The 24,176-nt window shown below is 68.5% G+C and carries 22 protein-coding genes and 1 tRNA gene; 16 read left to right on the top strand and 7 right to left on the bottom strand.

What is annotated here, in order from left to right:
- Positions 1–148 precede the first annotated feature (148 nt).
- Together Acor_RS15730 and Acor_RS15725 are read left to right on the top strand one after the other, a co-directional pair.
- Positions 149–221: transfer RNA gene (locus Acor_RS15730), tRNA-Ala, on the top strand.
- Between the two features lie 367 nt (positions 222–588).
- The gene (locus Acor_RS15725; protein WP_218034311.1) at positions 589–2,064 is read left to right on the top strand and encodes a DUF1996 domain-containing protein; all 1,476 of its coding nucleotides are present in this window, start codon (positions 589–591) and stop codon (positions 2,062–2,064) included.
- Between the two features lie 138 nt (positions 2,065–2,202).
- On the opposite strand, the gene Acor_RS15720 is transcribed toward Acor_RS15725, so the two are convergent.
- Positions 2,203–3,744, bottom strand: a complete 1,542-nt coding sequence (locus Acor_RS15720) for a carboxylesterase/lipase family protein (protein ID WP_218034310.1) — start codon at positions 3,742–3,744, stop codon at positions 2,203–2,205.
- Positions 3,745–4,016: 272 nt separating this feature from the next.
- Here Acor_RS15720 and Acor_RS15715 point away from each other — a divergent pair, with 272 nt between their 5' ends.
- The 4 genes from Acor_RS15715 (at position 4,017) to Acor_RS15700 (ending at position 8,137) form a co-directional block, all read left to right on the top strand.
- Positions 4,017–5,390 carry a hypothetical protein gene (locus Acor_RS15715; RefSeq protein ID WP_155337385.1) on the top strand — a complete coding sequence of 458 codons (1,374 nt, stop codon included), beginning with the start codon at positions 4,017–4,019 and terminating at the stop codon, positions 5,388–5,390.
- Positions 5,387–6,502 (top strand): ARPP-2 domain-containing protein, encoded by a 1,116-nt coding sequence (locus Acor_RS15710; protein ID WP_155337384.1) that lies wholly within the window; start codon positions 5,387–5,389, stop codon positions 6,500–6,502. The genes Acor_RS15715 and Acor_RS15710 overlap by 4 nt, the downstream gene beginning before the upstream one ends.
- A 174-nt stretch (positions 6,503–6,676) precedes the next feature.
- Entirely contained in the window at positions 6,677–7,870 is a 1,194-nt protein-coding gene (locus Acor_RS15705) for an endo-1,4-beta-xylanase (RefSeq protein ID WP_155337383.1), read from the top strand.
- Between the two features lie 90 nt (positions 7,871–7,960).
- A complete protein-coding gene (locus Acor_RS15700) occupies positions 7,961–8,137 on the top strand; it encodes a DUF6203 family protein (protein ID WP_281353229.1) in 177 nt (58 codons plus the stop codon).
- Here the strand turns inward: Acor_RS15700 and Acor_RS15695 are convergent.
- Together Acor_RS15695 and Acor_RS15690 are read right to left on the bottom strand one after the other, a co-directional pair.
- A complete protein-coding gene (locus tag Acor_RS15695) occupies positions 8,134–8,472 on the bottom strand; it encodes an STAS domain-containing protein (RefSeq protein WP_155337381.1) in 339 nt (112 codons plus the stop codon). The two genes, Acor_RS15700 and Acor_RS15695, sit on opposite strands and share 4 nt — an antisense overlap.
- Positions 8,473–8,518: 46 nt before the next feature.
- A complete protein-coding gene (locus tag Acor_RS15690; RefSeq protein ID WP_155337380.1) occupies positions 8,519–9,496 on the bottom strand; it encodes a GlxA family transcriptional regulator in 978 nt (325 codons plus the stop codon).
- A gap of 126 nt (positions 9,497–9,622) precedes the next feature.
- Between Acor_RS15690 and Acor_RS15685 the strand changes: the two genes are divergently transcribed.
- Together Acor_RS15685 and Acor_RS15680 are read left to right on the top strand one after the other, a co-directional pair.
- Complete coding sequence (locus Acor_RS15685; RefSeq protein ID WP_422664809.1) at positions 9,623–10,867, top strand: MFS transporter; 1,245 nt, start codon at positions 9,623–9,625, stop codon at positions 10,865–10,867.
- Positions 10,864–11,538 carry an aminoacyl-tRNA hydrolase gene (locus Acor_RS15680; protein ID WP_218034308.1) on the top strand — a complete coding sequence of 225 codons (675 nt, stop codon included), beginning with the start codon at positions 10,864–10,866 and terminating at the stop codon, positions 11,536–11,538. Before Acor_RS15685 ends, Acor_RS15680 begins: the two co-directional genes overlap by 4 nt.
- Positions 11,539–11,548: 10 nt before the next feature.
- Here the strand turns inward: Acor_RS15680 and Acor_RS15675 are convergent, their stop codons facing one another.
- Positions 11,549–12,517 (bottom strand): DUF3616 domain-containing protein, encoded by a 969-nt coding sequence (locus Acor_RS15675; protein WP_155337377.1) that lies wholly within the window; start codon positions 12,515–12,517, stop codon positions 11,549–11,551.
- A gap of 236 nt (positions 12,518–12,753) precedes the next feature.
- Between Acor_RS15675 and Acor_RS15670 the strand changes: the two genes are divergently transcribed.
- Genes Acor_RS15670 through ftsH form a run of 3 tightly spaced genes read left to right on the top strand, consistent with a single transcriptional unit; the run spans position 12,754 to position 16,036 of the window.
- Entirely contained in the window at positions 12,754–13,527 is a 774-nt protein-coding gene (locus Acor_RS15670; protein ID WP_155337376.1) for a hypothetical protein, read from the top strand.
- Between the two features lie 52 nt (positions 13,528–13,579).
- A complete protein-coding gene (locus Acor_RS15665) occupies positions 13,580–14,071 on the top strand; it encodes a DUF1269 domain-containing protein (RefSeq protein WP_155337375.1) in 492 nt (163 codons plus the stop codon).
- Positions 14,072–14,098: 27 nt separating this feature from the next.
- On the top strand, positions 14,099–16,036 hold the full coding sequence (gene ftsH / locus Acor_RS15660; RefSeq protein WP_155337374.1) for an ATP-dependent zinc metalloprotease FtsH: 1,938 nt from the start codon (positions 14,099–14,101) through the stop codon (positions 16,034–16,036).
- Between the two features lie 40 nt (positions 16,037–16,076).
- Here ftsH and Acor_RS15655 read toward each other — a convergent pair whose 3' ends face one another.
- Entirely contained in the window at positions 16,077–16,943 is an 867-nt protein-coding gene (locus Acor_RS15655; RefSeq protein ID WP_155337373.1) for a CPBP family intramembrane glutamic endopeptidase, read from the bottom strand.
- A 346-nt stretch (positions 16,944–17,289) separates the two neighbouring features.
- Between Acor_RS15655 and Acor_RS15650 the strand changes: the two genes are divergently transcribed.
- The 3 genes from Acor_RS15650 to Acor_RS15640 all read left to right on the top strand — a co-directional run bounded on the left by Acor_RS15650 (position 17,290) and on the right by Acor_RS15640 (position 19,126).
- A complete protein-coding gene (locus Acor_RS15650; RefSeq protein WP_155337372.1) occupies positions 17,290–17,790 on the top strand; it encodes a hypothetical protein in 501 nt (166 codons plus the stop codon).
- 231 nt (positions 17,791–18,021) lie between these two features.
- The gene (locus Acor_RS43280) at positions 18,022–18,408 is read left to right on the top strand and encodes a response regulator transcription factor (protein ID WP_246238673.1); all 387 of its coding nucleotides are present in this window, start codon (positions 18,022–18,024) and stop codon (positions 18,406–18,408) included.
- Positions 18,409–18,487: 79 nt separating this feature from the next.
- Positions 18,488–19,126 (top strand): DUF937 domain-containing protein, encoded by a 639-nt coding sequence (locus tag Acor_RS15640; protein WP_155337371.1) that lies wholly within the window; start codon positions 18,488–18,490, stop codon positions 19,124–19,126.
- A gap of 37 nt (positions 19,127–19,163) precedes the next feature.
- On the opposite strand, the gene Acor_RS15635 is transcribed toward Acor_RS15640, so the two are convergent.
- Positions 19,164–21,023, bottom strand: a complete 1,860-nt coding sequence (locus tag Acor_RS15635; RefSeq protein WP_155337370.1) for a CASTOR/POLLUX-related putative ion channel — start codon at positions 21,021–21,023, stop codon at positions 19,164–19,166.
- 192 nt (positions 21,024–21,215) lie between these two features.
- Here Acor_RS15635 and Acor_RS15630 point away from each other — a divergent pair, with 192 nt between their 5' ends.
- Together Acor_RS15630 and Acor_RS15625 are read left to right on the top strand one after the other, a co-directional pair.
- Positions 21,216–21,818, top strand: a complete 603-nt coding sequence (locus Acor_RS15630) for a Maf family protein (protein ID WP_155337369.1) — start codon at positions 21,216–21,218, stop codon at positions 21,816–21,818.
- A gap of 83 nt (positions 21,819–21,901) precedes the next feature.
- Positions 21,902–22,681, top strand: coding sequence for an EI24 domain-containing protein (locus tag Acor_RS15625; protein ID WP_155337368.1), 780 nt, complete (start codon positions 21,902–21,904; stop codon positions 22,679–22,681).
- A 231-nt stretch (positions 22,682–22,912) separates the two neighbouring features.
- Here the strand turns inward: Acor_RS15625 and Acor_RS15620 are convergent, their stop codons facing one another.
- On the bottom strand, positions 22,913–24,061 hold the full coding sequence (locus Acor_RS15620; RefSeq protein WP_170316951.1) for a DUF4326 domain-containing protein: 1,149 nt from the start codon (positions 24,059–24,061) through the stop codon (positions 22,913–22,915).
- Positions 24,062–24,176: the final 115 nt, after the last annotated feature.

Below are 24,176 nucleotides of genomic sequence, written 5' to 3'. Positions count from 1 at the left end.
GCCGCCACCACCGAAGACGCCGCCGTGACCGAACTCGCCGACCTGATCACCCGGACTCGCGCGCTGGGTTAACGGTTACAACCTCCTCCCCGATGTCCTATACACTGGCGTGGCACCGCACGCGGGAAACCGCTGCGGGGCTACGTGCGGGGCTATAGCGCAGCTGGTAGCGCACCTCCATGGCATGGAGGGGGTCTGGGGTTCGAATCCCCATAGCTCCACTCGGAGACGGGAGACCTGTCGTCGCGAGCTTGGGCTCGCTTCGCGGGTCTCCTTCGTCATTTACACGGGGGGACGACCCCCCGACCCCCCGGTGTGGGGGCGCTGCCCCCACGCCCCCGGCCCGGTTGCCGTGGGGGTCGAAGGGGGATTGGATCACGCTGGCTTCTTGATGTGTTGAGGGCTTGTTCGTGGTTTCGGCTTCTGTGGGGATCGTGGGGTTCGGGTTTGCGGGCGGACAAAATTTTTGAGGTTGGCTGAGGTTTTTGTTATTTGGGGGTGACCTGGGGGTCTCCTGTGTGGTGGCGCGTGTGAGTGCTGCTGAAGGGACCCTGTAGGACTCCTCGACGGACAAGGACTTCATTCACCATGAGTACTACCGCCTCGCGCGGCATTCGAGCCGGACGCGCGTCCGCCGTACGTCAGGTGCGCCGTCTGGCGATGGCTGGTGTTGTTGCTGGGCTTCTGGGCGCTTCTGTGGTGAGCGTCACCTTCCCGGCCGTTGCGGCCGAGGTGCCGCTCTCGCAGGGGCGGGTCGCCATGGCCTCGTCGGCGGAGCGCGGTGATCTGTCGCCTGCGGCCGCTTTTGACGGGAAGGCTGGTACGCGCTGGTCCAGTAAGTTCAGTGACCCGCAGTGGCTTGCGGTCGATCTTGGCAAGTCCACTGCCATCAAGAAGATCGTTATCAACTGGGAGAACGCCTACGCTACGGCGTTCCAAATTCAGACCGCGGCCAGCAGTAGCGACTCCTGGAAGACGGTGTACACCACTGCGGCGGGTAAGGGTGGTGTTCAGACCATCAATGTGTCGGCCACTGGACGGTTTGTGCGGTTGTACGCGACCAAGCGGTCCAGTCGGTATGGCGTTTCGTTGTGGGAGTTTCAGGTCTTTGGTACTGGCTCGGGGACCTCGACCCCCACGTCGGCTCCGACCCCGACCCCGACCCCGACCCCGACGAAGCCGACGCCCAGTGGAACCCCGACCACTCCCGCGTCTGGGGCTGGCTGGGTGCCGGTGAACCAGGCTGAATGGAAGAAGGCTCTGGACGTATACAACAAGGTGGCGCCCATACCGGTTCCTGCGGGAATCGTGAGGGTTCCTGAGTTCCATACCGACTGTGCGGTGTCCAACGAGGCCAAGGATGACCCGGTTGTGCTGCCGGGCTTGCCTGGTGCCTCTCACATGCACACCTTCTTCGGGCCGAAGGTGACGGCAAGCACCACGGCGGAAGACCTGCTTGCGAGTACCACGAACTGCAATGCGCCTGGGGACAACAGCGCTTACTGGGTGCCGCAGATGCTGCGTAATGGGAAGCCGGTTCCGATCAAGAACTTCCGGGTGTACTACGGCTCCCGGCTCAAGGATCCGGCGGACGTCGTGCCGTTCCCGCCGGGTCTGGTCGCGGTGCAGGGTGATGCGAAGCGGCAGGTAGCGACGCCGAAGGGTGCCAGTGGGCAGTTCTGGTGCGCCGGCAGTGCGGAGACCGGGCGTAGCGCGGACGGCAACTGGCCTGTGTGTGCGCCGGGTGGCAACTTGATCTACCAGCTGACGTTCCAGGACTGCTGGGACGGTAAGCACATCGATTCGCCTGACCACAAGTCGCACATGGGGGGGTCGAAGGACGGCCGGTGCTCCGGCGCTTATCCGGTCGCGGTCCCCAACATTTCGCTCATGGTCGGGTACGACTCGCTCGGTGGTGACGGTCTGGCGCTGTCGTCGGGCTTGGGGTCCTCGATGCATGGTGACTTCATGAACGCATGGAAGCCGGAGAAGCTCGGTGCGCTCGTGAAGGTCTGCATCAACGCACGCGCCAAGTGCGGCATCACGCCGGGCTGGGGCCGCTGACCAATCTGTCGCTACCTCCGCATTAGGTGCCGTGCCGGTGATCCCGTGTTTCGGGGTCACCGGCACGGTACGTGTGGCCGTAATCAATCAACGGCTGCGCCCTGAGGTTGCTGGCGCGTTGCCGTGGTTGAGTGGCGCTTACCGCGTTAGCAGGGGGAGCGCCGGGAAGGTGTGGTTCTGCCACAGGAGGCGTGAGGGCTCTTCCGGGTAGGCGGTGACCATCGATGGTGTGTCGAAGAGCTGTGTGAGGCGGTGGGCGGTGTCGTATGGGGGCCAGCCCGGGTCGCCGGTAGTGGCGAACGCCGTCCACGACCTGCGGATCTGTGCGGACAGTTCTTCCGCCGCTGGGTAGGGCGGGTCGCCGATCAGCATGGCGGTCTGTCCGCTGGACAGGTTGCCAAAGACGAGTGGTACGTCGAGGCCGTGGCAGGCGCCGAGGGCGCCGTCCATTGCCGGGGCTGACCAGGTCAGTTCGTAGAGGTGGGCCTGGCCGCCGCCGGCGAGCTGCGCGTCGGCTAGGTGGAGGCTTGGCATGCGGAACAGCCAGTCCGCGTTGACCAGTTCGTACAGTTCCTCGTCGGTGGCGGCGGGGAATGCCTCCCGGTAGCGGTGTGTGCCGTTCGGGCCGGGGGCGAGCATGTGCAGAGCGGTTTCGGTCTGCTCGTGGGTGATCTGGCCGAGGACGCCGTCGATCAGGCTGAACAGCCGGTGTTCGTCGCGGGTGTGGCCGACGAGGAGGGCGATGTCCCGGGCGGCGCCGTCGGCGAGTGCCTGCCACGGGGTTGCGGGCAGGACGTCACCGTCGACGACCGGTGCGAACGGTGTCGGCCGGTGGGTGATCTGTCCCCAGGGTTCTCGCCACTGGGCCGCCTTGTGGGAGATCGCGTCGCCTGCGGCAGGCAGCAGGGCCGGGGCCACGGCCGACAGGCCGGACACTGTGGGCCGTACGCCCAGTTCGGCGGCGCAGGCGGCGGCGATGTCGGTGGCGAGTTCGGGGGAGAAGAACGTTCCCGGCACGCTCTGTGCGACCGCCCGGTGGAAGAGGCCGGCGGCGCGTGGCATGGCGCGTGGCATGGCGAGTAGCGCGGCGACCGATCCGCCGCCCGCGGACTGGCCGAAGAGTGTGACCCGGGCGGGGTCGCCGCCGAACATCCGGATGTTGTCCCGGACCCACTGCAAGGCCGCGACCTGGTCGAGCAGTCCGCGGTTGGCCGGGGCTCCGTCGATCTGGGCGAAACCCTCGATACCGTGACGGTAGTTGAGGGTGGCGACCACGACTCCGCTCCTGGCCAGGTGGCCGGCGTCGTATTCCGGGAGGCTGGAGTTGCCCGCGACGTAACCGCCGCCGGGGATCCAGACCATCACCGGGAACCCTGCCGCGGGATCCGGTTCCGGTGTCCAGACGTTGATCGTCAACCAGTCGTCGCCGGCGGAGTCCTGGGGGCCTCCGAGGAGGCCGGACTGTGGGGGCGGCGGGCCGTAGGCGACCGCCGGGCGTACACCGTCCCAGCTGCGCACTGGCTGCGGGGCGGCGAAACGGAGGGCGCCGACCGGTGGTTCGGCGAACGGGATGCCGCGGAAGACCGCCAGGCCCGCCTCCCTGCCGCCGCGCAGGACGCCGGCCGCCGTGCGGACTTCCGGCTCGGACTCGGACGGCTTGCTGGATGCGGTGATGGCCAATTTGGCAGGTTCCTCTCTGTTCCTGCTCGGCCGAGCATCACAGTGCGCGCCAGCTGCGGGCAAACCATTTAGGCGCGGCAAGTGTGAAGGTGGGTTTGGGGTCTTTGGGTCTTTTGGCGTAATTCCTTCGCGTGGTTGGGTGGGGGGCTGGTAGCGTCCGGGGGCAGGCTGGCCGCGGGACTTCGGTGTGACTTCCGGAAACCGCCTTTGAAGCGATGCTTCGCAGTTCGTGCCTCCATTCCCCGGCCGGTCTGTCTTCATTGAGGGGTGCGATGGACACGTATGCCGAGCTGATCGAGTGCGAGGACGTGCTGCTTTTCGCGAATGCGGCGATCACGTCGACTGGGCAGCGCGAATTTCGTAGCACCGGGATTGAGCAGGGGCTTTCGCTGGACTTTCTGCATCAATATATCCAGGGTAACTATCCGGATCTGTATGCGGGGGCGCTGGCCCTGGACATCAACGATCACAATGCGGCGATGATTATCCGGAACCTGCTGCGGGAGCGGGGGGTCGGTGATGGACGGCTGATCGCCTGGCGGCTGGCGCGGATGAGTCCGCCGCGGGTTTATCGGCTCTTCCGGGAGCTGCGGCGGGACGGGGTCAACAACCGTCGGACCAGGGCGATTATTCGGGACTGGCTGGCCGGGCGCAGGGATCTGGCCTTTGACGCGGTGAAGTATCGGGCCGGGGTGAAGGCGGCGGTGCGGCATGCGCATCTGCGGGTGGGGGGAGAGCTGGGCGACTTTCTCTTCGCGCCGATGCGGCGGTCGCGTTTTGATATTCCGATTCTTGAGGTGTGGCGGCGGGCGCACTATGAGAAGGCGGCACTGTATGAATTGCCTTATACGGTGGCGGAGGGGTTCGCGGCTTGGCAGGGGATTGACCGGGGAGTGTTTCTGGAGCGGATCGCTCCGCAGTTGACGCGGCTGGAGAGGTTGCGGCTGGCGGATTCGGCGAAAGCGAGTGGGGTGGATACTCGGGCCGATCTGGGGGCTATGCCGCTGGTTCGGCTTGCTTCCTATGCGCTTTCCCGGCCGGTTACGGAGCGGGGCGCCGAGTTCGCTGAGGCGTTCCGGGTTTCGGCTGCGCGTGCGGCCGGGGCGCGGGCGGGGACGTGGGGGAAGGTTGTCGCGGTGCTGGATGACAGTTTTTCCTCGTATGGGTCGCCGGTGAAGCGGCGGCGGCCGCTGGCGGTCGCGCTGGGGTGCCACTACTTGCTGGAGGCGCTGGCTGGTTCCTATACGGGACTGTGGCTGTCGCGTCGTTCGGATCCGCTGGGGGTGCGGGCGGTGGGTGCCACACCGCTGGGGCAGCGGATCATCGATGCGCTGGAGTTGCGTCCGGAGCGGCTGGTCATCGTTTCGGATGGGTGGGACAACGCGCCGCCGGGGCTGGCCGGGGAGGTGTTGCGGGTCTGGCGGCGGAAGCTGGATCCGATGGGGGAGGTCAGTGTCGTGCATCTGAACCCGGTCTATGACGCGGAGCAGTTCGACGTGCGGCGGCTGTCGCCGATGGTGCCCACAGTGGGGATTCGTGACGCGGAGGATCTGCCCGCGCTGGTGGAGTTGGCGAGCTTCGCCGAGGGGCGTAGCGGGCTGACCGGGTTGCGGGCCTATCTGGCGGATCGGGCGGCACGGCGGTGATCGATTTCGCGGGGCTTGAGACTCGGCCCGCGCAGACCTGGGGGGCGGCTCGGCTGGTCCCGCTGGTACGGGCGGAGCCGATCAGGGATCTGCGGCTGCACGCCAAGATCTACGGTGATGAGCCGTCATTGGTGGCATTGCCGGACAAGACGGCGTACACCGCGTACATTCCGCATGCTTTCGTCGCGTCCTGGACCGATGACGGGACGCCGGCCGCCGCGTACGGCACGCAGCTGGGGCAGCCGTTGCGGCACGTCGGCGTGCGGGTACGGCGGCGGTTGGCGCGGCGGGAGGTGAAGAACCGGCTGCGCTTCCTGCCCCTGCATCTCGCACTGGAAGGATTTCTCGCATTGCACTTCGGCGGGCCGCCGGTGGTCTGGGAGGAGTGGTCGCGGCGGGCGATCGCGCAGGGGCTCTCGCCGCGAGCCGAGGAGGCCTACAGCGGTACGCAGGTTCGCGGGCTCGATGACGCACTTCGGGTCTTCGAGATCTACCCGGGGCAGTGCGGGCTGCTGCTCTACGTCGGCGACACGCTGGCCAGCGCCTTCGTGGTGCCGCATCCCGAGGACTACCTGGCCCTGCATCCGACGCTGGTCCGGGACCTGTACGGCGAGCTGATCCACCACTACGCCCTGTTCTACCCCGCCAGGGACTTCCCCGCCGTGATCGACGAGACCACGGTCTCCTCGCTGGCGGATCTGCGCGGCCAGGCCGTACGACAGGAGCGTGAATGGGCCGCCTTCCACGACTCGGTCATGGCGGCGGGCCTGCTGGGCTCGCCGGAGCGCGTGCAGCAGGTGTACCGGCTCGGCCGCTTCGTCCTGGCGCGGTTTCTGCCCTCCTTCGAGCGGCAGCGCGAGAACCACATCGGCGAGACCATCACGGACGAGGCCGGGCGGCTGGCGTACCTGAAGACCTTCCGGCTGTCGGAGGCGCAGTGCCGGCGCGGCTACCTGCTCGCCAGGCTGGCCGAGCACGACTGGAACGTGCAGGATACGGCCGCCGCGCTCGGCACCGACGCGGCCGCCCTCGGGCTGCGCCTTGACCGGGCCGGATTCGGATACCTGCTGCGGCAGGACGTCCTGGACGCCTACCGCAGGGCCAAGCGGTAGCGCTCCGGTGGTTGACGGTCCGTGTTGGTTACCTTAAAGTTTCGGCACGGTAGCGAAATATTTCGGTATCACTTTCGGCTGGCTGGGCCCTGGAACGGGGTTCGGTTAGCGGACCTGCGCTCCCAAGGTCATTGAGTCGGTGCAAGGCACGCCCTCGGGTCGGAAGGATGTTCGATGAGGTTGAGGCGTCTTGTGTTAGCCAGCGCCGTTGCGGTGGTGCTGGCGGGCACGCTGAATGCGGTTCCGGTATCGGCGGGGAGTACCCCGGCCGATCCGTCGGAGCAGAGCCTGCGTGCGCTGGGCGCGCGGCACGGTCTCTACATCGGGACGGCGGTGGACATGGCGGCGCTCGACGACGCCAACGACCCGCAGTACCGGCAGCTCGTCGCGTCGCAGTTCAATACGGTCACGGCCGAGAACGTCATGAAGTGGGAGAGTCTGGAGCCCACCCGGGGCACCTACGACTGGGCGCCGGCGGACAAGCTCATCGAGTTCGCCAAGCGGAACAACCAGAAGGTGCGCGGGCATGTGCTGGTCTGGCAGAACCAGCTGCCGGCCTGGCTGACCGAGGGCGTCGCCAACGGGACCATCACCACGGCGCAGCTGCGTGACCTGCTGAAGAAGCACATCACCAATGTGGTCAAGCGGTACAAGGGCAAGATCTGGCAGTGGGACGTGGTCAACGAGGCCGCGAGCGACCCGTGGGACACCCCGGCGGAGATCCACCTGAAGGGGTTCTGGGCGCAGCACCTGGGCGCCGGGTACATCGCGGACGCGTTCCGGTGGGCGCGGGCCGCCGACCCCAGCGCGCTGCTGTTCTACAACGACTACAACCTTGAAGCTTTCGGCGACAAGGGCCTGTCGGACAAGACCTGGTACGTCTACAAGATGGCCAAGCAGCTCCGCCAGAGCGGCGTCCCGATCGACGGCGTCGGCAGCCAGGGCCACCTGGGCACCCAGTACGGCAACTACGACGCCTTCCAGGTGAAGGAGGCGCTGGACGCCTTCTCGGACCTGGGGCTGGCGACCGCGTTCACCGAGGTCGACGTGCGCAGCCAGATGACGGCGGGCGTGCAGGCGGGCGACTCCAACGAGATCAACCCGCGCCTGCAGGCGTCGGCCGGCAACTACAGCGTGCTGATGCAGGCGTGCCTGGCCAACCGGCACTGCCTGTCGTACACGGTGTGGGGATTCACGGACAAGCACTCGTGGGTGCCGACCTGGTTCACCAACCCGCCGGAGGGGCTGGCCACCCTCTATGACGAGAGCTACCAGCCCAAGCGGGCGTACAACTCGATCAAGGCTGATCTGATCTTCTCGGGGCCGCCGTACGTGCAGCCGCGGATTCAGCAGAATCCGAGGAGATAGGTCCTACTGACGCGGGGCCGCGGCACCGATCCACCCGGTGTCGCGGCTTCGTTCCGTTCGGGGTGGATTTTCCTGGGCAGTAATCCGCTTATGAAGAGGATATTTCAGCTTTTCGTGACGCGATGGCTGTCCAAGACGCCGTTCGGGCTGGTCATACTCGGCGTGGCCTGGTGGGTCATGCGGAAACGGCGCGGCGATCAGACTCCCGACCAGGCTCCCGGGCGGCGGCCGAAGGAGGTACGGCGGCGGCCTGTGTCCCGGCGTTAAAGCTCTGTCAGGGCCTCGATGAGGGTGTCGTGGACGGGGATGTAGTCGGTCAGGCCGACCAGTTCCATCACCTTCCTGGGGGACGGGCGGGGGGAGCAGACGGCGACGGTGCCCTGGTTCGCGCGGGCGTGGTTGTAGGCGTCCAGCAGGACCCGGATGCCCGCGCTGTCCATGAAGGTCATGCCGGCCAGGTCGAACAGCAGGTGCGCGGAGACCCGCTGGGCGTGTTTCACCTGCTCCTGGAGGTGGTCGATCGTGGTGGTGTCCACGTCGCCGAGCACGGTGATCACCACGTACGGGTCGTGCCGGTCGGTGCGGACCTGCAGGCTTGGCATCAGCGCCCCTTCGCCGTCGTAGGACAACAATCCCCGCTGGAAGCACTCAGACGGAACCCGCCGTGTCCCGAAATGTCTGGCGGTAGCTGAGCGGGGCGACGCCGACGGCCGCGTGCAGGTGCTGGCGGAGCGAGACGGCGGTGCCGAAGCCGGCGTGCCTGGCCACCTCGTCGACCGGGAGGTCGGTCGTCTCCAGCAGGTGGCGGGCGTGCTCGACCCGCTGCCGGGTGAGCCAGCGGGCGGGGCTGAGGCCGGTCTCCTCGCGGAACCTGCGGGTGAAGGTCCGCACGCTCATCTGGGCGTGACCGGCCAGCGCGGCCAGGTCGAGCGGTTCGTGCAGGCGGGCGAGCGTCCAGGCCCGGGTGGCGGCGGTGGACAGGCCGCTGGTGTCGGGCAGCGGGTGTTCGATGAACTGGGCCTGGCCGCCCTCCCGGAAGGGCGGGGTCACGCAGCTCCTGGCCGTCTGGTTGGCGATCCTGCTGCCGTGGTCCTGGCGGATCACGTGCAGGCACAGGTCGATGCCGGAGGCGCTGCCCGCCGAGGTGAGGATGTCGCCCTCGTCGATGAACAGGACGTCGGCGTCGAGCCGTACCTGCGGGAAGAAGGCCCGGAAGCGGTCGGTGTGGCGCCAGTGGGTGGTGGCGGAGCGGCCGTCGAGCAGGCCGGCGGCGGCCAGCACGAACGCTCCGGTGCAGATCGACATGACCCGGGCGTAGCGGGCCGCGCGCCGGAGCGCCGTGGCCACCTCGGCGGTGATGACGCCCTGCTCCCAGGCGGAGCCGCCGTGGATGCCGGGGACGACGACCGTGTCCGCGGTGTCCATGACCGACAAATCGTAATCCGGGAGGATCTGGTAGCCGGCCCGGCAGGAGACGGGCAGGCCGTCGGGGGTGCAGGTCACCACCTCGTAGAGGCGCTGCCCGCCGGAGACGGCCGACCAGAACACCTGCCCCGGAATCCCCAGGTCCAGCGGGGCGACGTCGTCCATCGCCAGCACGACCACCCGATGCGGCTTGAACCCCATGGCCGGATTCTTTCACATATTGGCTATCAGGCCACTCGTCAGGCGATATTTCATGACGACATCATGGGCGCCATGACGATTACCGGCAAAGATGATGAAACGGTCGCTGGGCCGACAAAGCGTGCGTTGCGCGTGCATCGGGCCTGGATCGTGGCCGCGGTCGCCCTGGTGGCGATCATCGGCGCGGCCGGCTTCCGCGCCACGCCGGGCGTCTTCATCACCCCGCTGGAACGCGAGTTCGGCTGGTCCCGCGCCACGATCGGCTTCGCCGTCTCGATCAACCTGATGTTCTTCGGCTTGACCGCCCCCTTCGCCGCCGCCCTGATGGACCGGTTCGGCATGCGCCGGGTGGTCACCGTGGCGCTCGCTCTGGTCGCCCTCGGCAGCGGCGTCACCGTCTTCATGACGCAGAGCTGGCAGCTGGTGCTCTGCTGGGGCGTCCTGGTCGGCCTCGGCACCGGCTCGATGGCGCTGGTCTTCGCGGCCACCCTGGCCGACCGCTGGTTCGTCCGCCACCGCGGCCTGGTCATCGGCGTGCTCACCGCCGGCGGCGCGACCGGCCAGCTCATCTTCCTGCCGGTGCTGGCCCTGCTGGTGGAGTCCTCCGGCTGGCGGGCCGCCGCGCTGACCGTCACCGCCTCCGCGCTCGCCGTGGTGCCGCTCATCTGGTTCCTGCTCCGCGACCGCCCCCAGGACCTCGGGCTCCGGCCGTACGGCGCGACCGAGGACGTTCCGGTGGCGGTCCAGTCCGGCGGCGCGGCCGCCCGCGCGGTCCGGGTGCTCAGGGACGCGGCGAAGACGCGCCCGTTCTGGTATCTGGCGGGTGGTTTCGCGATCTGCGGCGCCAGCACGAACGGCCTGGTCGGCACCCACTTCATCCCGGCCGCCCACGATCACGGCATGGCCGAGACGACCGCCGCCGGGCTGCTGGCCGTGGTCGGGATCTTCGACATCGTCGGGACGATCCTGTCCGGCTGGCTCAGCGACCGGATGGATCCGCGCGTCCTGCTCGGCGTCTACTACGCGCTGCGCGGCGCGTCCCTGCTGGTCCTGCCGCAGCTGTTCGCGGCCACCACCGAGCCGAGCATGCTGATCTTCATCATCTTCTACGGCCTGGACTGGGTGGCCACCGTGCCGCCGACGGCCGCGCTCTGCCGCCGCATCTACGGCGCGGACGGCGGCGTGGTCTTCGGCTGGGTCTTCGCCTCCCACCAGATCGGCGCCGCCTTCGCGGCCACCCTGGCCGGCCTGACCCGCGACCACCTCGGCCACTACGACCTGGCCTGGTACGGCGCGGGCGCCCTCTGCGCGGTCGCCGCGATCATGTCCTTGCTGATCACCCGGACCCGTACGGCATCCTTGACCACGTGACCCAACGAGTGCTGCCCCTGGTGGTACGGATCGAGCGTGCCACCCCGCCGGAACGTGCCGACGCGCTGGAAGCCGCCGCCCGCGCCGTCCTGACCCTCCTCGACGACCAGGGCGAATGGGCCGAAGCGATCGCCGAGTGGGAGCAGATCGGCATCCGCAAGGTGGTCCGCCGGGCCAGGGGCGCGGAGTGGCAGCGGGTGCTGGAGCTGCCGGGCCTGACGGCGACGGCGGGGACGGCCGAGGTGCGGGTGCACCCGCCGATCCCGCTGGACGCCTGGCCGAAGGAACTGTCCCGGTTGCAGGTGTCCGGAACCGATCTGGCGGACCACCACCCGCCCGAACCCGCCGGGGATCTGGTGCTGTGGGTGAATCCCGGCCTGGAGATGTCAGCGGGCAAGGCGATGGCGCAGGTCGGGCACGCCGCCCAGCTCGCCTGGTGGGGGACGGGTCCGGAGGAACGGGCGATCTGGCGTGCCGCGAATTTCGCGGTGGACGTGCGGACGGCGTCGCCGGGGATCTGGCGGGCGCTCCTGGAGAGCGGGCTGCCCGCCGTCAGGGACGCGGGGTTCACCGAGATCGAGCCGGGCTCGGTCACCGCGATCGCGGACACGCCGTGGCTCCGGCAGGGCGGCTTCCGGCCGGACGGCTGGGGACCGTTGCGGCACCCCTAGACGATGTCCGCTAGACGATGTCCGCGTATACGCCGTCGAGGGTCAGTCTGCTCGGCGAAGGGCTGTCGTAGACGACCAGCAGGCGGCCGTCGGGGAGCAGCGCGAGCCCTTCCGGGCGGTCCGCGCCGGGGACCACGGGCAGTTCCTTGACCAGTGACGGCGGGTTCTCGAAGTCGCCGTTGGGACGCCAGCGCAGCACCCGGAAAGCGCCGTCCAGGGTCATCGTCGGCCCGGCCAGGATGAGCAGTTCGGCGCCGACCGGGCAGAGATCCCGGATGCCGAGCCCGTCCAGGTCGACGAAATGGGTTCGGTAGCCGTCCTTCAGGCGGAGCCGCTCCGGGTCGTGGGGGTGCGTCTCCGGTTCGATCTCCAGGACGACCGCCCAGCCGCGCAGGACGGGGCCGCGCAGGCCGACCAGGACGCGGGAGCCGATGACCGCGATGCCTTCGATGTCGAATCCGTTGTCCTTGCCCGGGAGGTGGAGGAACGGGCTGAGATGCGGATCGCCGGCGAGCATGTCGGCGAGATTCCGGCCGGGGCCGGAGAAGATTGCGGCGGTTCTGCGGCCGTCTTTGCGGACCGGGACCGGGAGGCCGTCGCGTTCGACGAGCGGCAGCCGTACCAGGATGAAGCGGTTCTCCTCGCGGAGCACCGACGCCAGCCGCCTGCGGGCCTTTTCGCCGGTCTGGCCAGGTTTGACGCGTTTGCGTTTGAGGCTGTGCGAGCCGACCGCCCACAGCCAGCCGTTGGCGCGGCCCAGGCCCTCGATGTCGGCTTCGTCGTCCGGGCCTGCCGGTAAGTCAACGAATTCGGACAGCCGAAAAGAATGGTGATCCTGGTAGGAGCCGTCCCGCCAGGTGAGGCGTTCGATGGTCGCGGTCTCGTCTCCGGCCACCCAGAGGCAGCGGCCGTCCTGGCGAACGGCGGACAGATCGTGATGGACACCAGTACCGGGGGTGAACCGGAGTTCGACGTGCACGCCACCATTATCCGACCAATTATCGGGTACGGACCTGTTCCCGAAGTGTGATGGTGATCGCACCCGAAAATACCCGGAGTTCGCGTACGCTCCCGTTCGTGTCACCTGGGGACTATGGGACTAAGGCGGTTCCGACGTACGTCGCGGCTGAGGCCGAGACCACTCCGTTACCGAAGATAACGATCCCGGAGCTTCCACCGCCGCCAGCATCGGGCAAGGGCCTTGGTGACCTGCCGATGCGGCTGGTGTACCGGACCGTCGCGGGCGTCGTGGTGGTCGGGCTCGTGGGCATGCTCGTCGCGGCCGTGGTGGCCACCAGGCAGGAGCCTGGCACCCGCCCGGCCCTCGCGGACGCCACGCCGACGCCGACGTTGGCGCCGCCGTCGCCCACCCACTCCTCCAGCGGCGCGGTGGTGGCCTCGGCGCCGCCGTCCCCGACCGCGACCACCGCGCTGACGACGGCCCAGGACGACCCCCGGCTCCCCGAGTTACCGGGCGGCGACCTTGAGCTGGCCGCCCTCGCCGGTCGGTCCGCACCCGTCCGCGGCGCCATCAAGGACACCCGCTCCGGTGTCGCGGTGCCCCGGTTCAGCAAGGAATGGGCCCTCGCCAAGGCGTCCCCATTCGCCTCCCGGCAGATGCTCGGCCGGATCAAGGGCTCGGCCTACCGGGGCATGCTGGTCTCCTGCCCGGTGCCGATCGAGGTCCAGGACACGCTGCGCGACACCGCCTTCCTGGCGGCCCGCTGGACCCTCAACCACCACCCCGCCGGCGCCACCCTGAACTGGACCGCGTCCCAGCCGATCACCGTGGACGACCGGAGCGGCTGGCTGCTCGGCTACCAGGTCAACTACACCATCAAGGGTGAGAAGCGCCGCTCGATGGCCGCGCTCGCGCTGCTGGACGTGCCGGAGAGCAAGCCCGCGCTGGTGTTCATCACCGTGCCGGACGCGCAGAAGAAGCGCTGGCGCGACATAAACACGGTGATGTCCAGGATCAAGGTGCTTTAGACCGCTCTCAGCTGGGGAGATATAGCGCCATCTGGATATCGGGGGGTCTCCAATGGCGAATCTGATCGCTATCGCGTACGACGACGTCTCCACGGCGATGGAAGTCCGGGACAAGGTGAACCAGCTGCAGAAGGAGCGGCTGATCATGGTCCAGGACATGGCCGTGGTGGAACGCACCATGAACGGCAAGATCAAAATGAAGCAGATGGTGGGCACCACCGGCGCGGAGATGGCCGGGGGCGCCCTCTGGGGCGGCCTGATCGGGCTCATCTTCTTCATGCCGTTCCTCGGCATGGCCGTCGGCGCGGCCACCGGTGCCGCGGTCGGCGCGATGAGCGACGTGGGCGTCGACGACAAGTTCATGCGGGATCTGGCCGAAGGCCTCAAGCCGGGCGCGGCCGCACTGTTCCTGCTGATCGACAAGAGCACGCCCGACAAGGTCATCCCGCAGCTCGCGCCATACGGCGGGCGGATCATGCACACCTCGCTCAACCAGGAGCAGGAGGACCAGCTCAAGCACGCCGTGGCCGCGGCTCGCGGCTGAGCCCGGGGACGGGCGGGGGGAGACCCGGTGGCCGACCAGCCGCAGGAGCGCAGGGAACCGGACAAGCCCGCGGGCGAGGACGAGCCCAAGCCCTGGCGCGCCGAGGGTCTCCCCCCGGACAAACCACGCGGACCGCGAATCAACTGGTTCCGGTTCGCGCTGACGTTGCTGATCACGTACGCGCTGTTCTTCGTGGTCTCCTCGCTCTTCGACACAGAACAGGCGGAGACGATCTCCTACACCCAGTTCACCAAGCAGGTCGAGGCGGGCAACGTCAAGGACATCTACGCGACCGGCTACTCGATCCAGGGGACTCTGAAGGCGGCGGCCAAGGACCCCGACGACCATGGCAGGGCGTTCACGAAGTTCGCCACGGAGATGCCGGTCTTCGCGAACAAGGAGCAGATCTTCCAGCAGCTGACCAGCCAGAACGTGACCGTGAAGGCGGAGCCGCTCGCCGACGGGCGCGGGACGTTCTGGAACCTGGTGCTGTCCCTGCTGCCGGTGCTGCTGCTGGCCGGCGTGTGGGTCTGGCTGCTGCGCCGGGGCACCTCCATGATGGGCGGCGGCGGCCTCGGCGCGCTGGGGAGATCCCGGGCCGCCCGGCCGATCGAGAGCGACAAGGTCAGGGTCACCTTCGCGGACGTGGCCGGGATCGACGAGGTCGAGAACGAACTCGTCGAGATCGTCGACTACCTCAAGGAGCCCTCCAAGTACCGCAGACTCGGCGCGAAGCTTCCCAAAGGGGTGCTGCTGACCGGGCTGCCGGGGACCGGCAAGACGCTGCTGGCGCGGGCCGTCGCGGGCGAGGCGAGCGTGCCGTTCTTCTCGGCCAGCGCCTCCGAGTTCATCGAGATGATCGTCGGCGTCGGCGCGTCCCGGGTCCGCGAGCTGTTCGAGGAGGCCCGCAAGGTCGCGCCGTCCATCGTGTTCATCGACGAGATCGACGCCATCGGGCGGACCAGGGGCGCGGGCACGCTCGGCGGCCACGACGAGCGAGAGCAGACTCTCAACCAGATCCTGACCGAGATGGACGGCTTCACGGCCGGGGAGGGCGTCATCGTCATCGGGGCGACGAACCGGCCGGAGATCCTCGACCCCGCGCTGCTGCGTCCCGGGCGGTTCGACCGGAACATCGTGGTCTCGCCGCCGGACGCGGCGGGCCGCACCGAGATCCTCAAAGTGCACACCCGGGGCGTCCCGCTCGGCACGGACGTCGACCTGACCAGGCTCGCCAAAAGCACCCCCGGCATGACCGGCGCCGACCTGGCCAACCTGGTCAACGAGGCGGCCCTGCTGGCCGCCAAGCGCGGCAACGTCAAGGTCCACTCCGCCGACCTCGCCGACGCGCTGGAGAAACTCCAGCTGGGTACGGCTCGCGCGATCGTGATGCCCGAAGACGAACGTATCCGCACCGCCTACCACGAGGGCGGCCACGCCCTGCTGGGCATGCTCCAGCCCGGCGCAGACCCGGTCCGTAAGATCTCGATCATCCCCAGGGGCCGCGCGCTCGGCGTCACCCTGTCCACCCCGGACAACGACCGGTACGCCTATGACGAGAACTACCTGCGCGGCCGGATCGTCGGCGCGCTCGGCGGGATGGCGGCGGAGCAGGTCGTCTTCGGCCTGGTCACCACCGGCGCCGAGAACGACCTGGAGCAGGTCACCGCGATCGCCCGGGGCATGGTCGGCCGGTGGGGCATGTCGCCCAAGATCGGGCCGCTGAACGTGCTTCCCCTGGACGACCAGCCGCAGGCCGCTTCGGCGACGCTGGCGGAGGTGGACGAGGAGGCCCGCCGGATCGTGGAGGAATGCTACGAGACCGCCCAGCAGGTGATTCGCGACAACCGGGACAAGCTCGACAGCATCGTGACCGCTCTGCTGGAGAAGGAGACCCTGGACGAGACCGAGGCGTACCAGGCCGCCGGGATCCCGCCGCGGATCGACATCCAGCGCGGCCGGTAGCTCATCGGGGCTGGTCGCGACGGCTGTGCGCGTGGCTTGTTCATCCCGGATCGCGCCACAGGCGGTGGGTGGCGGCCACGGCGGCCGCCAGGCCGGTCGCGGTGAGCGCGCCGCCTTCGCCGACGAACCAGGCGGAGCCCTCGGTCGGGGTCGTCATCGCGCCCGCGCCGAAGTGGAGCGCGGCGTTGAGTGCGGCGTGCAGGACGAGCACCGGCCAGATGCTGCCGGTCGTCAGGCGCAGCCAGACCAGCGGGAAGGCGAACGCCACCGACCGCACGGCGAAGCATGCGATCGCGTAGGGGATCGGGACGTCCTGGTCGATCGCGCCGGGGATGAACAGCATCAGCGGGACGTGGAACAGCGCCCAGCAGAGGCCGACGATCAGGGCGGTGGCGTCGGTGCTCCTGGTCTGGGCCAGCCGGGTGGTCAGGAAGGAACTCCAGCCGAGCTGTTCGCCGAGGGCCAGGATCAGGTACGGGACGATGCCGGGGAGCAGGCCGAGGGCGATCCCCAGCGCGGGATGCAAGCCGGTGGAATCGGTCACGTTTCCGGGCGCGAAGCGGGCCAGGCCGGTGAGCCAGGCGGAGCCGTACCCGAGGGTGATGCCGAGCACGGGGACGAGCCAGGCGATTCCGAGCATGCGCCACGGCACTCGGCGGAAACCCCAGTCGAAGCCGCGCAGGCCGTGCCCGCCGGCGAGCCAGGCGGCCAGACCGGCCAGCATGGGGGCGAACGCCTGGCTGTAGACGGCCAGTTGGGCGCCGATCGGCGCCTCGCCGATGCGGTTGAGGTTGAGGCCCTGGGATACGGCGTACGCCTGGGCGGGCAGCACCAGCGCGGCCAGCGCGACGCCGAACACGGTCAGCTGTCTGCGCACCACGGAACTGGCGGTAAGGGTGGAATTCATGCCCGAAGTCCACCGGCCGGAGAGTCCCGACCACCTGATCGCCGGGTCCCGCTTGAGTCCTTCTTCGCCGGGTCCCGGATGGGTCGGGACTCTGGGCCCATTCGCTTACCTCACGAAATATCTGATGATGTCCTAATGCGTAGTACCGCGTCTCGGTGGCCGTGGGCGATCCCCGTCCTGTGCGCGCTCGGGATTGTCGGGGGCGTCCTGTTGACTGTGAGCGTGCCGACGGCTGACCCTACTTATCTCGACGCGGTCGTCGGCTTGACGTATCCGCTGATCGGGGCCCTGATCCTGGCTCGGCTGCCGCGCCATCCGGTGGGCTGGCTGGTTCTGCCTCGGCGGGGTGGGGGTCGCCCTCCAGGCGCTCGCCGGAGGCTACGCGGCCTACGGCGACGGGCACGGCTGGCCGGGTTCCGGCCCGGCCGCCTGGTCGACGAACTGGGTGTTCTTCCTCGGGTTCGGGCCGCTCCTGTTGCTGCCGCTGCTGCTGCCGGACGGACGCCTGCCGTCGCCCCGCTGGCGGCCGGTCCTGTGGGTGCTGATCGCCGCGATGGCGGTGCTGCAACTTCTGATCATGTTCCGGGACCGCGTCTGGGTCTGGGGCCACGAGGAGCCCAACCCCGTCGGCTTCCTTCCCACATCCCAGGCGGCGATCGCCTTTGGCGTGATGATCGTCGCGCTGGGCGTGGCCGGAGTCGCCGCGCTCGCGGTCCGGCTCAGGCACACCAGCCCCTACGGCGAGCAGCGAAGACAGCTGGTCCCGGTGTTCTTCGCCGCCGCGGTGGCCGCGCTCTGGTGGCCGATTCCGTGCTGCCGCAGCACCCGCCGATCGGGGTGTGGCTGATGGGATTCGCGCTGCCGCTGTTACCCGCCGCGACCGCGCTCTCGATCTTCCGCTACCGCCTGTTCGACCTGGAGATCCTGATCCGCAGGACGGTGGTGTACGTCGTGGTCACCGGCGTGCTGCTGGCGGTCTACCTGGCCGTGGTGGGCACCGCGCACGAACCGTTCCGCCTCGGCGGGGAGCCCTTGATCGGCACCGCGCAGCCCCGACCTGGGCATCCTCGTGCTCACCATGAGCGAGGACGACGCGTCCGTCTTCGCCGCCCTGCGGGCGGGCGCACGCGGCTACGCGCTCAAGGGCACCGGCGGCACGGACTTCATCGCCGCCGTCCGCGCCGTGGCCAGAGGCGAGGCCGTGTACGGCGCGGCCGTCGCCCGCCGGATCCGCCGCTTTCTGGCCACCGGCCCCGGCAGCGGCCCGTTCCCCGAGCTCACCCAGCGGGAACGCGAGATCCTCGACCTGCTCGCCTCCGGCAAGTCCAACGCCGACATCGCCAGGATCCTGTTCCTCAGCCTGAAGACCGTGAAGAACCACCTCACCAACGTGTTCGCCAAACTCCAGGCCGCCGACCGCGCCCAGGCCGTCGTCCGGGCGCGACAAGCCGGACTCGGAGAGTGATTTGGTGCTTTTTGGGCGTTATGTGTAATTGGTCGGGGGAAGGGCCCTGCGGAGACCGACGTCAATACGGGGGGTAACCGTGAGTCAGTCGATGCAGGACGACCTGTTCGCGAAGCTGGGGCCGCAGGGTATCCAGCAGATCGCGGGCCTGATCGGAACCGATACCGAATCCGCCAAGGGGGCGGTCCAGGCCTCGCTCGGCACCATCATGGGCGGCATGGCCCATCAGGCCGAGAACATGGAGGGCGCGCAGTCCCTGCGTTCGGCCGTGGACCAGCACACCGACAGTGACCCCTTCACCAACGTCACCGGCCTGGCCGACGACAACGACGGCCGGAAGATCCTCAGCCACGTTCTGGGCGACCAGGGCACCGACCGGGCGGCCCAGGGCATCTCACAGTTCATGGGGATCAACTCCAGGACCGTCTCGAAGGTGCTGACCATGGTCGCGCCGATGGTGATGGCCATGCTGGCCAAGCGGCTGCGCCAGGGCATGGAGCCGGAGACCATGTCCAAGGACCTGGACCGGGAACGGCAGGACATGGGCAGCGGCCTCGGCGACCTGCTGGGCGGTCTGCTCGGCGCCATCTTCGGCGACCAGGACGAGGAACGGCGCCAGCCCGACCGGTCCGAGTCTGGCGCGATCCCCATGCCGGGCGCGCCCAGGCAGCCCCGGCCGCAGCCGCCGCCGCGCCGCTCGTCCAACCCCGACTGGTGAGCAGTCGCTGACCCGGCCCGTACGGGTGCGGGCCGGGTCAGCGCTCGGCCAGCACGATGACGGAGTCGTGGGAACCGAGAGCGATCGATTGTGATTTATCGGGATTCAGGGTGACACCGAAGTGGGGTGGCTGATTGACGCCCGACGCCAGGCGGTAGCCGATCGCGGTCTCGCCCCGGCGGCGGGCGGATTCGATCACGGTGGCGAAGCCGACGGGGACGCCGGGCCGGACGTAGTCGGCCGCCGGTCTGGGGTAGATCTCCGAACCCCGGGAGTCGAAGAGGTAGCCGAACACGTCCGCCAGATGCTGGTTCTCGGCCAGCTGGGCGAGGAGCAGGCCGATCACCGTGTCGCTGATGACGATGTCGTCCGCCTCGGTCACCTCGGCCAGGGCGCGGTTGCTCTCGTCGTGCATCTCGCTGACGATCGAGTAGCGCTCGCCGAGGGCGGTCTGCATGTCGCGGAGCTGGAGCAGGGTCATCAGGGTGCGGGTGTCGGCGTGGTGGGTGGCGTACCGGTCGTCGGACAGGACGATGACGTGCTGGTAGAGGCCGATGCTGAGGGACTCCAGCGCGTACCGGTCGGTGGTGTCGCAGTCCTTGGTGTTCACGGTGAGATGGCGGAGACCGGCCAGGCCGCTGCCCGCGTCCGGGTGGTCGGCGGCGATGTCCAGGACCGAGCCGGATGCCACGTAGCCGTCCAGGTAGCGCACGACCTCGCGGGCGCGGCTGTTCCAGCCCAGCACCAGGGTGCGCTCCGGTTCGGAGCCGGTGCGTTCGGCGGTCGTGATGGCGGACGCGTCCACCTTGGCGGCGCCGGCGGCCAGGCGGATCATCGAGTCGTCCTGGGCGATGACGATGATCTCGTCGGCCGTACCGATCCGGGTGTCCATCGGGGGGTTGAGGGTGACGTTTCCGTTCGTGCGCAGGCCGATGACGGTGGCGCCCTTGAAGGCGGGCAGGCTCTCGCCGTACGTGTGACCGGCCAGTGAGGGGTCGGCGCGCAGGTAGATCTCGCCGTCGTCGAAGTTGAGCAGGTCCATGCAGACGACCGACATGCCCGACTGCCGGGACGACTGCACGATCAGGCGCGCGGCCGTGTCGTCGGAGTCGACCAGGTGGACCTTGGGGCCGCCCGCCAGCCTGGCCGCCGCCATGTTGCCGGAATCCGCGATCGCGGCGACCGTCGGCGGGTGCGCGCCCGGCCGCCTGGCCAGCGCGAGCAGAGTCTTGATGACGTGCGCGTCGGGATCCTCGCCCTGGGGTGAGAGCACGACCACCGAACTGGCGTCATCCAGGTTCATCAGCGCCAGATCGACCGGTTCGGTCGGCCGACCGGTCCGGCACACCAGCCGCGTCCTGCCGGTGTCGCCGAGCCTCAGCCGGATCTCGTCCTCCATGCTGAGCTTGTCGCGGTCCGCGAGAATCGCGATGATCGATCCGCGTTCGCTGGCGTGGGCCTTCACCAGTTCGCCGACGATGGTGAAGATCTGGTCCGACCAGCCGAGAATCACGGTGTGCCCGGTCTCGATGATCCTCGACCTGCCCTTGCGCAGGTCCTCGATCTTCTCCTTCAGCCCCGCCGACAGCAGGCTGACCAGGAGGCTCACGATGAAGATCCCGCCGAGCGAGGCGACCAGCATCAACCCCAGATAGGGCACGGTCCCGCCGTCACTGGCGATCTTCCCCGGGCTGAGGGTACGCATGAGCGCCGTCCACATGGCCCCCGGCAGGCCGTCCTCGACCTCCGCCGGCGTCAGCCACAGCGCGAACGCGCTCACCACCAGGATCAACACCGCCGACACCAGCGCCAGCCAGCCGATCAGGGCGGCCGTGCCTTTGGACATGGTGTTGTCGAACCAGTACCGAGCCCGCTCCCGAAGCGTCGCCCTCGCCACCCGACCCCCTCAAAGATCACTCAACAACCGCCCAAGCTACCTGCCACTCCACCGCTTCCCACCCACAACCACCGAAATATCCCTATAAGCGCCACCGGCTTCCCGCCGGGCTTCTGAGAGCTCCTGGCAGCTGCCGTTATCCCGCCTTCGTCGGGCCTGAGTTCCTGGCGGCACGATCTAAGCTTGGCTGTCGTGACTGAGATCGTGCTGGCTTCTGCTTCTCCGGCTCGGCTGGGTGTGCTGCGTGATGCGGGACTCGACCCGAAGGTGATCGTCAGCGGTGTGGACGAGGACGCGATCACCGCGGCCACCCCCGCCGACCTCTGTCTGGCCCTCGCCCAGGCGAAAGCCAAAGTCGTCGCTGACGATCTGGCCGGAGACACTCTCGTCATCGGCTGCGACTCGGTTCTGGAATTCGATGGCGTCGCGTACGGAAAACCGGACACGGCGGAAGAGGCGATCGCGCGCTGGAACGCCGTGCGGGGTGAAACCGGGCACCTGCTGACCGGCCATTGCGTGATTCACACGACCACTGGTCGTACCGTCTCAGCCGTGGGGTCGACGGAAGTTCGTTTCGGCACTCCGACCGACGCCGAAATCGCCGCCTACGTCGCCAGTGGCGAGCCCCTGAAAGTGGCCGGCGCCTTCACCCTCGACGGCCTTGGCGGCTGGTTCATCGACGGCATATCCGGCGACCACGGCAACGTCCTCGGTATCTCCCTCCCCTTGCTCCGCCGCCTTTTCACGGACCTGGGTTTCCCCGTCACCGCTTTCTGGCAGTCCCCGACTTCCTGAACGAGGAGGGCCGGGATCAGCCGGTCGGGTTGGGTTGGAACGTGACGTCGCGGTAGGAGAACGGACGCGCTAGCCTGCCGGGCATGAGTGGCTTAGGGCAACCGGTTCGGCGCGGTGTAGGCGGGTTCGCAGACGGGGTGGGCTTCTTCTTCAAGGGGCTCGGCTGGGTCGGCCGGCGACCCGGCTGGTGGTTGTTCGGCCTGATCCCGGGCCTGATCGCCTTCGTTCTGTACGTCGTTGCGCTGATCTGGCTCGCCACGAACGCCAGCGATGTCGCGGAGTGGATGACCCCGTTCGCGGACGACTGGGGCTGGGAAGGCCTGTTCCGTACCCTGATCGGGATCCTGATCTTCGTCGTCGGTCTGGCGCTCTCCGTCATCACTTTCACCGCCGTCACGCTCGCCATCGGCGAACCCTTCTACGAGAAACTGTCGGAGAAGGTCGAAGCGGACTTCGGCCCGGTGCCCGGCGGCGACCAGCCGTTCTGGAGCTCCCTGCTCCGCTCGATCCGCGACAGCATCATGACGCTCTTCTACGTGCTGCTGTTCACGATCCCCCTCTTCATTCTCGGCTTCATCCCCGTGATCGGGCAGACCATCGTCCCCGTTCTCGGCGCACTCGTCTCCGGCTTCTTCCTGACCGTCGAACTCACCGCTCTCGCCATGGAGCGCCGCGGCCTCAACAGGAAAGCCCGCTTCGCCATCCTCCGCAACAACAAAGGCTCCGCCCTCGGCTTCGGCGTCGCCATCTTCCTCACCTTCCTCATCCCCTTCGTCGCCGTTGTCGCCATGCCCGGCGCAGTGGCAGGCGCCACCCTCATGGTCCGCAACGGCCTGACTCCACCCCCTCCGGCCTACCGATAGGGGCTCCCTCACGCTGAGAACCTGCTGAATCCCCCTCCTACGCTGGGCCCGCAGGCGGAAGAATCAGGCGGAGTCCCAGCTGAGTCCCCTCCTCCGGCCTATCGATAGGCCCTGGGCAGGCAGCCACCAGCTGGTGCCGGACGCCCTGCGCGCCATGTTCCCGTCCCTGGCGATGAGGATGCGCTGACCGGCCTCTTGATAGCTGACGGCCCCCTGCCGCCAGCAGTCGGCTCAGTCGTGAGGGTCCAGGAAGGTTTCGATTCGCCGTTGCAGCTCCTGTAGTCGGCTAATCGCTTCGGCCAATTGCCGCGACCATTGTTCGGCCTGTTCCGGCGATGCCTCTTTTTCGAAGCCTTCGGTGTTGCCGATCAGGGCGGGGTGATCGCTGAGTGCGGCCACGAAATCGTCCAGGCGTCGGGTTGGCCCGGGATCGGGTTCCGTGCTCTGGAGCTGGGGTGATTGTGCCTCTGCCGCGAGGGAGGGATGCGCCGCTGCCTCTGCGGTGGCCTCCTTCGGCGGATGGGAGGTCAAAGCGGGGTGAGTCGGCGGAGGCGAGGGTGAGCGTGATCCCGGGATGCGGATGATCTCCGGACGGGCGGGAGGTGGGGTGGGGTCGCGGAGGCCGCTGCGTTGCCCCAGGCGGCTGGAGTCGTGCGGCTTTGTGGGGTTGGGGATGGTGGTCGGGGAACTGGAGATGGTGGGCGGTGGGGCGGAAGCCGGGGGGACGGCGGGGCGGTGGTCCTGCTGGCGCGGGATGTGCGTGATGGCCAGCGAGTCCATGACGTGCGCGGCGTCGATCTGCCGGTTGACGTGATTCTTGGTGAAGCCCCATCGTTCGCGGCAGTAGTCCTCGAAGCGGACGTGAGTGGCGCGGTGAAGCCGTCCCGCGCGGATCCGGGACAGCGCATGACCGACGTCGACGAACGTGGTGAGCCCACGTTCGATAGCGGTCTCGGCTTCGGCGAGCGCGAGCTTCTCTTCCCCGCTCAGATCGTCCGGCTCCGCCTGTACGGGCGGCTGGGCCGGCCCATCGGCGCGAAGCTTGAGGATCTGGCCGTGGCAGGGACCATGAGTACACCAGCAGGCCAGAGCCTTGCCCCGCAGCTCACCCAGCCGGGCGATCAGGACAGGCCGCGCATCGAGATGAGCCTCATAACGACGTAGCTGTTCACCCCGGAGCACATCATCCTTCTCATGGGGATTACCCCATACGCTCCGGGAGTCGATCCGCACATAGAGGCCCTGCGACTTGGCCCAGGCGATAAGCCGCGGATGCCCTCGCCGCTGATTCATGCTCACCAGGACGGTCTCACCGCCAAGAAGGGCGACGAGCCTCGATCGCTCATGATCGGACCAATCCTCGACGGATGGGGGAGCCACGGATCTCCTGTCGCGCATGCCCATAAACAGTGCTCTGCCCAGTAACCGCACTCGCGCCAACGCGCGGGCCCCTTTGCCGCATCCTGATCTTCGCTCTCCGCGAACACGCCCCAAC

The organism is Acrocarpospora corrugata (assembly GCF_009687845.1).
Lineage (GTDB): Bacteria > Actinomycetota > Actinomycetes > Streptosporangiales > Streptosporangiaceae > Acrocarpospora > Acrocarpospora corrugata.
Note: the sequence above shows the minus strand (reverse complement) of the source record. Positions and strands in the feature narration are given on the sequence as shown.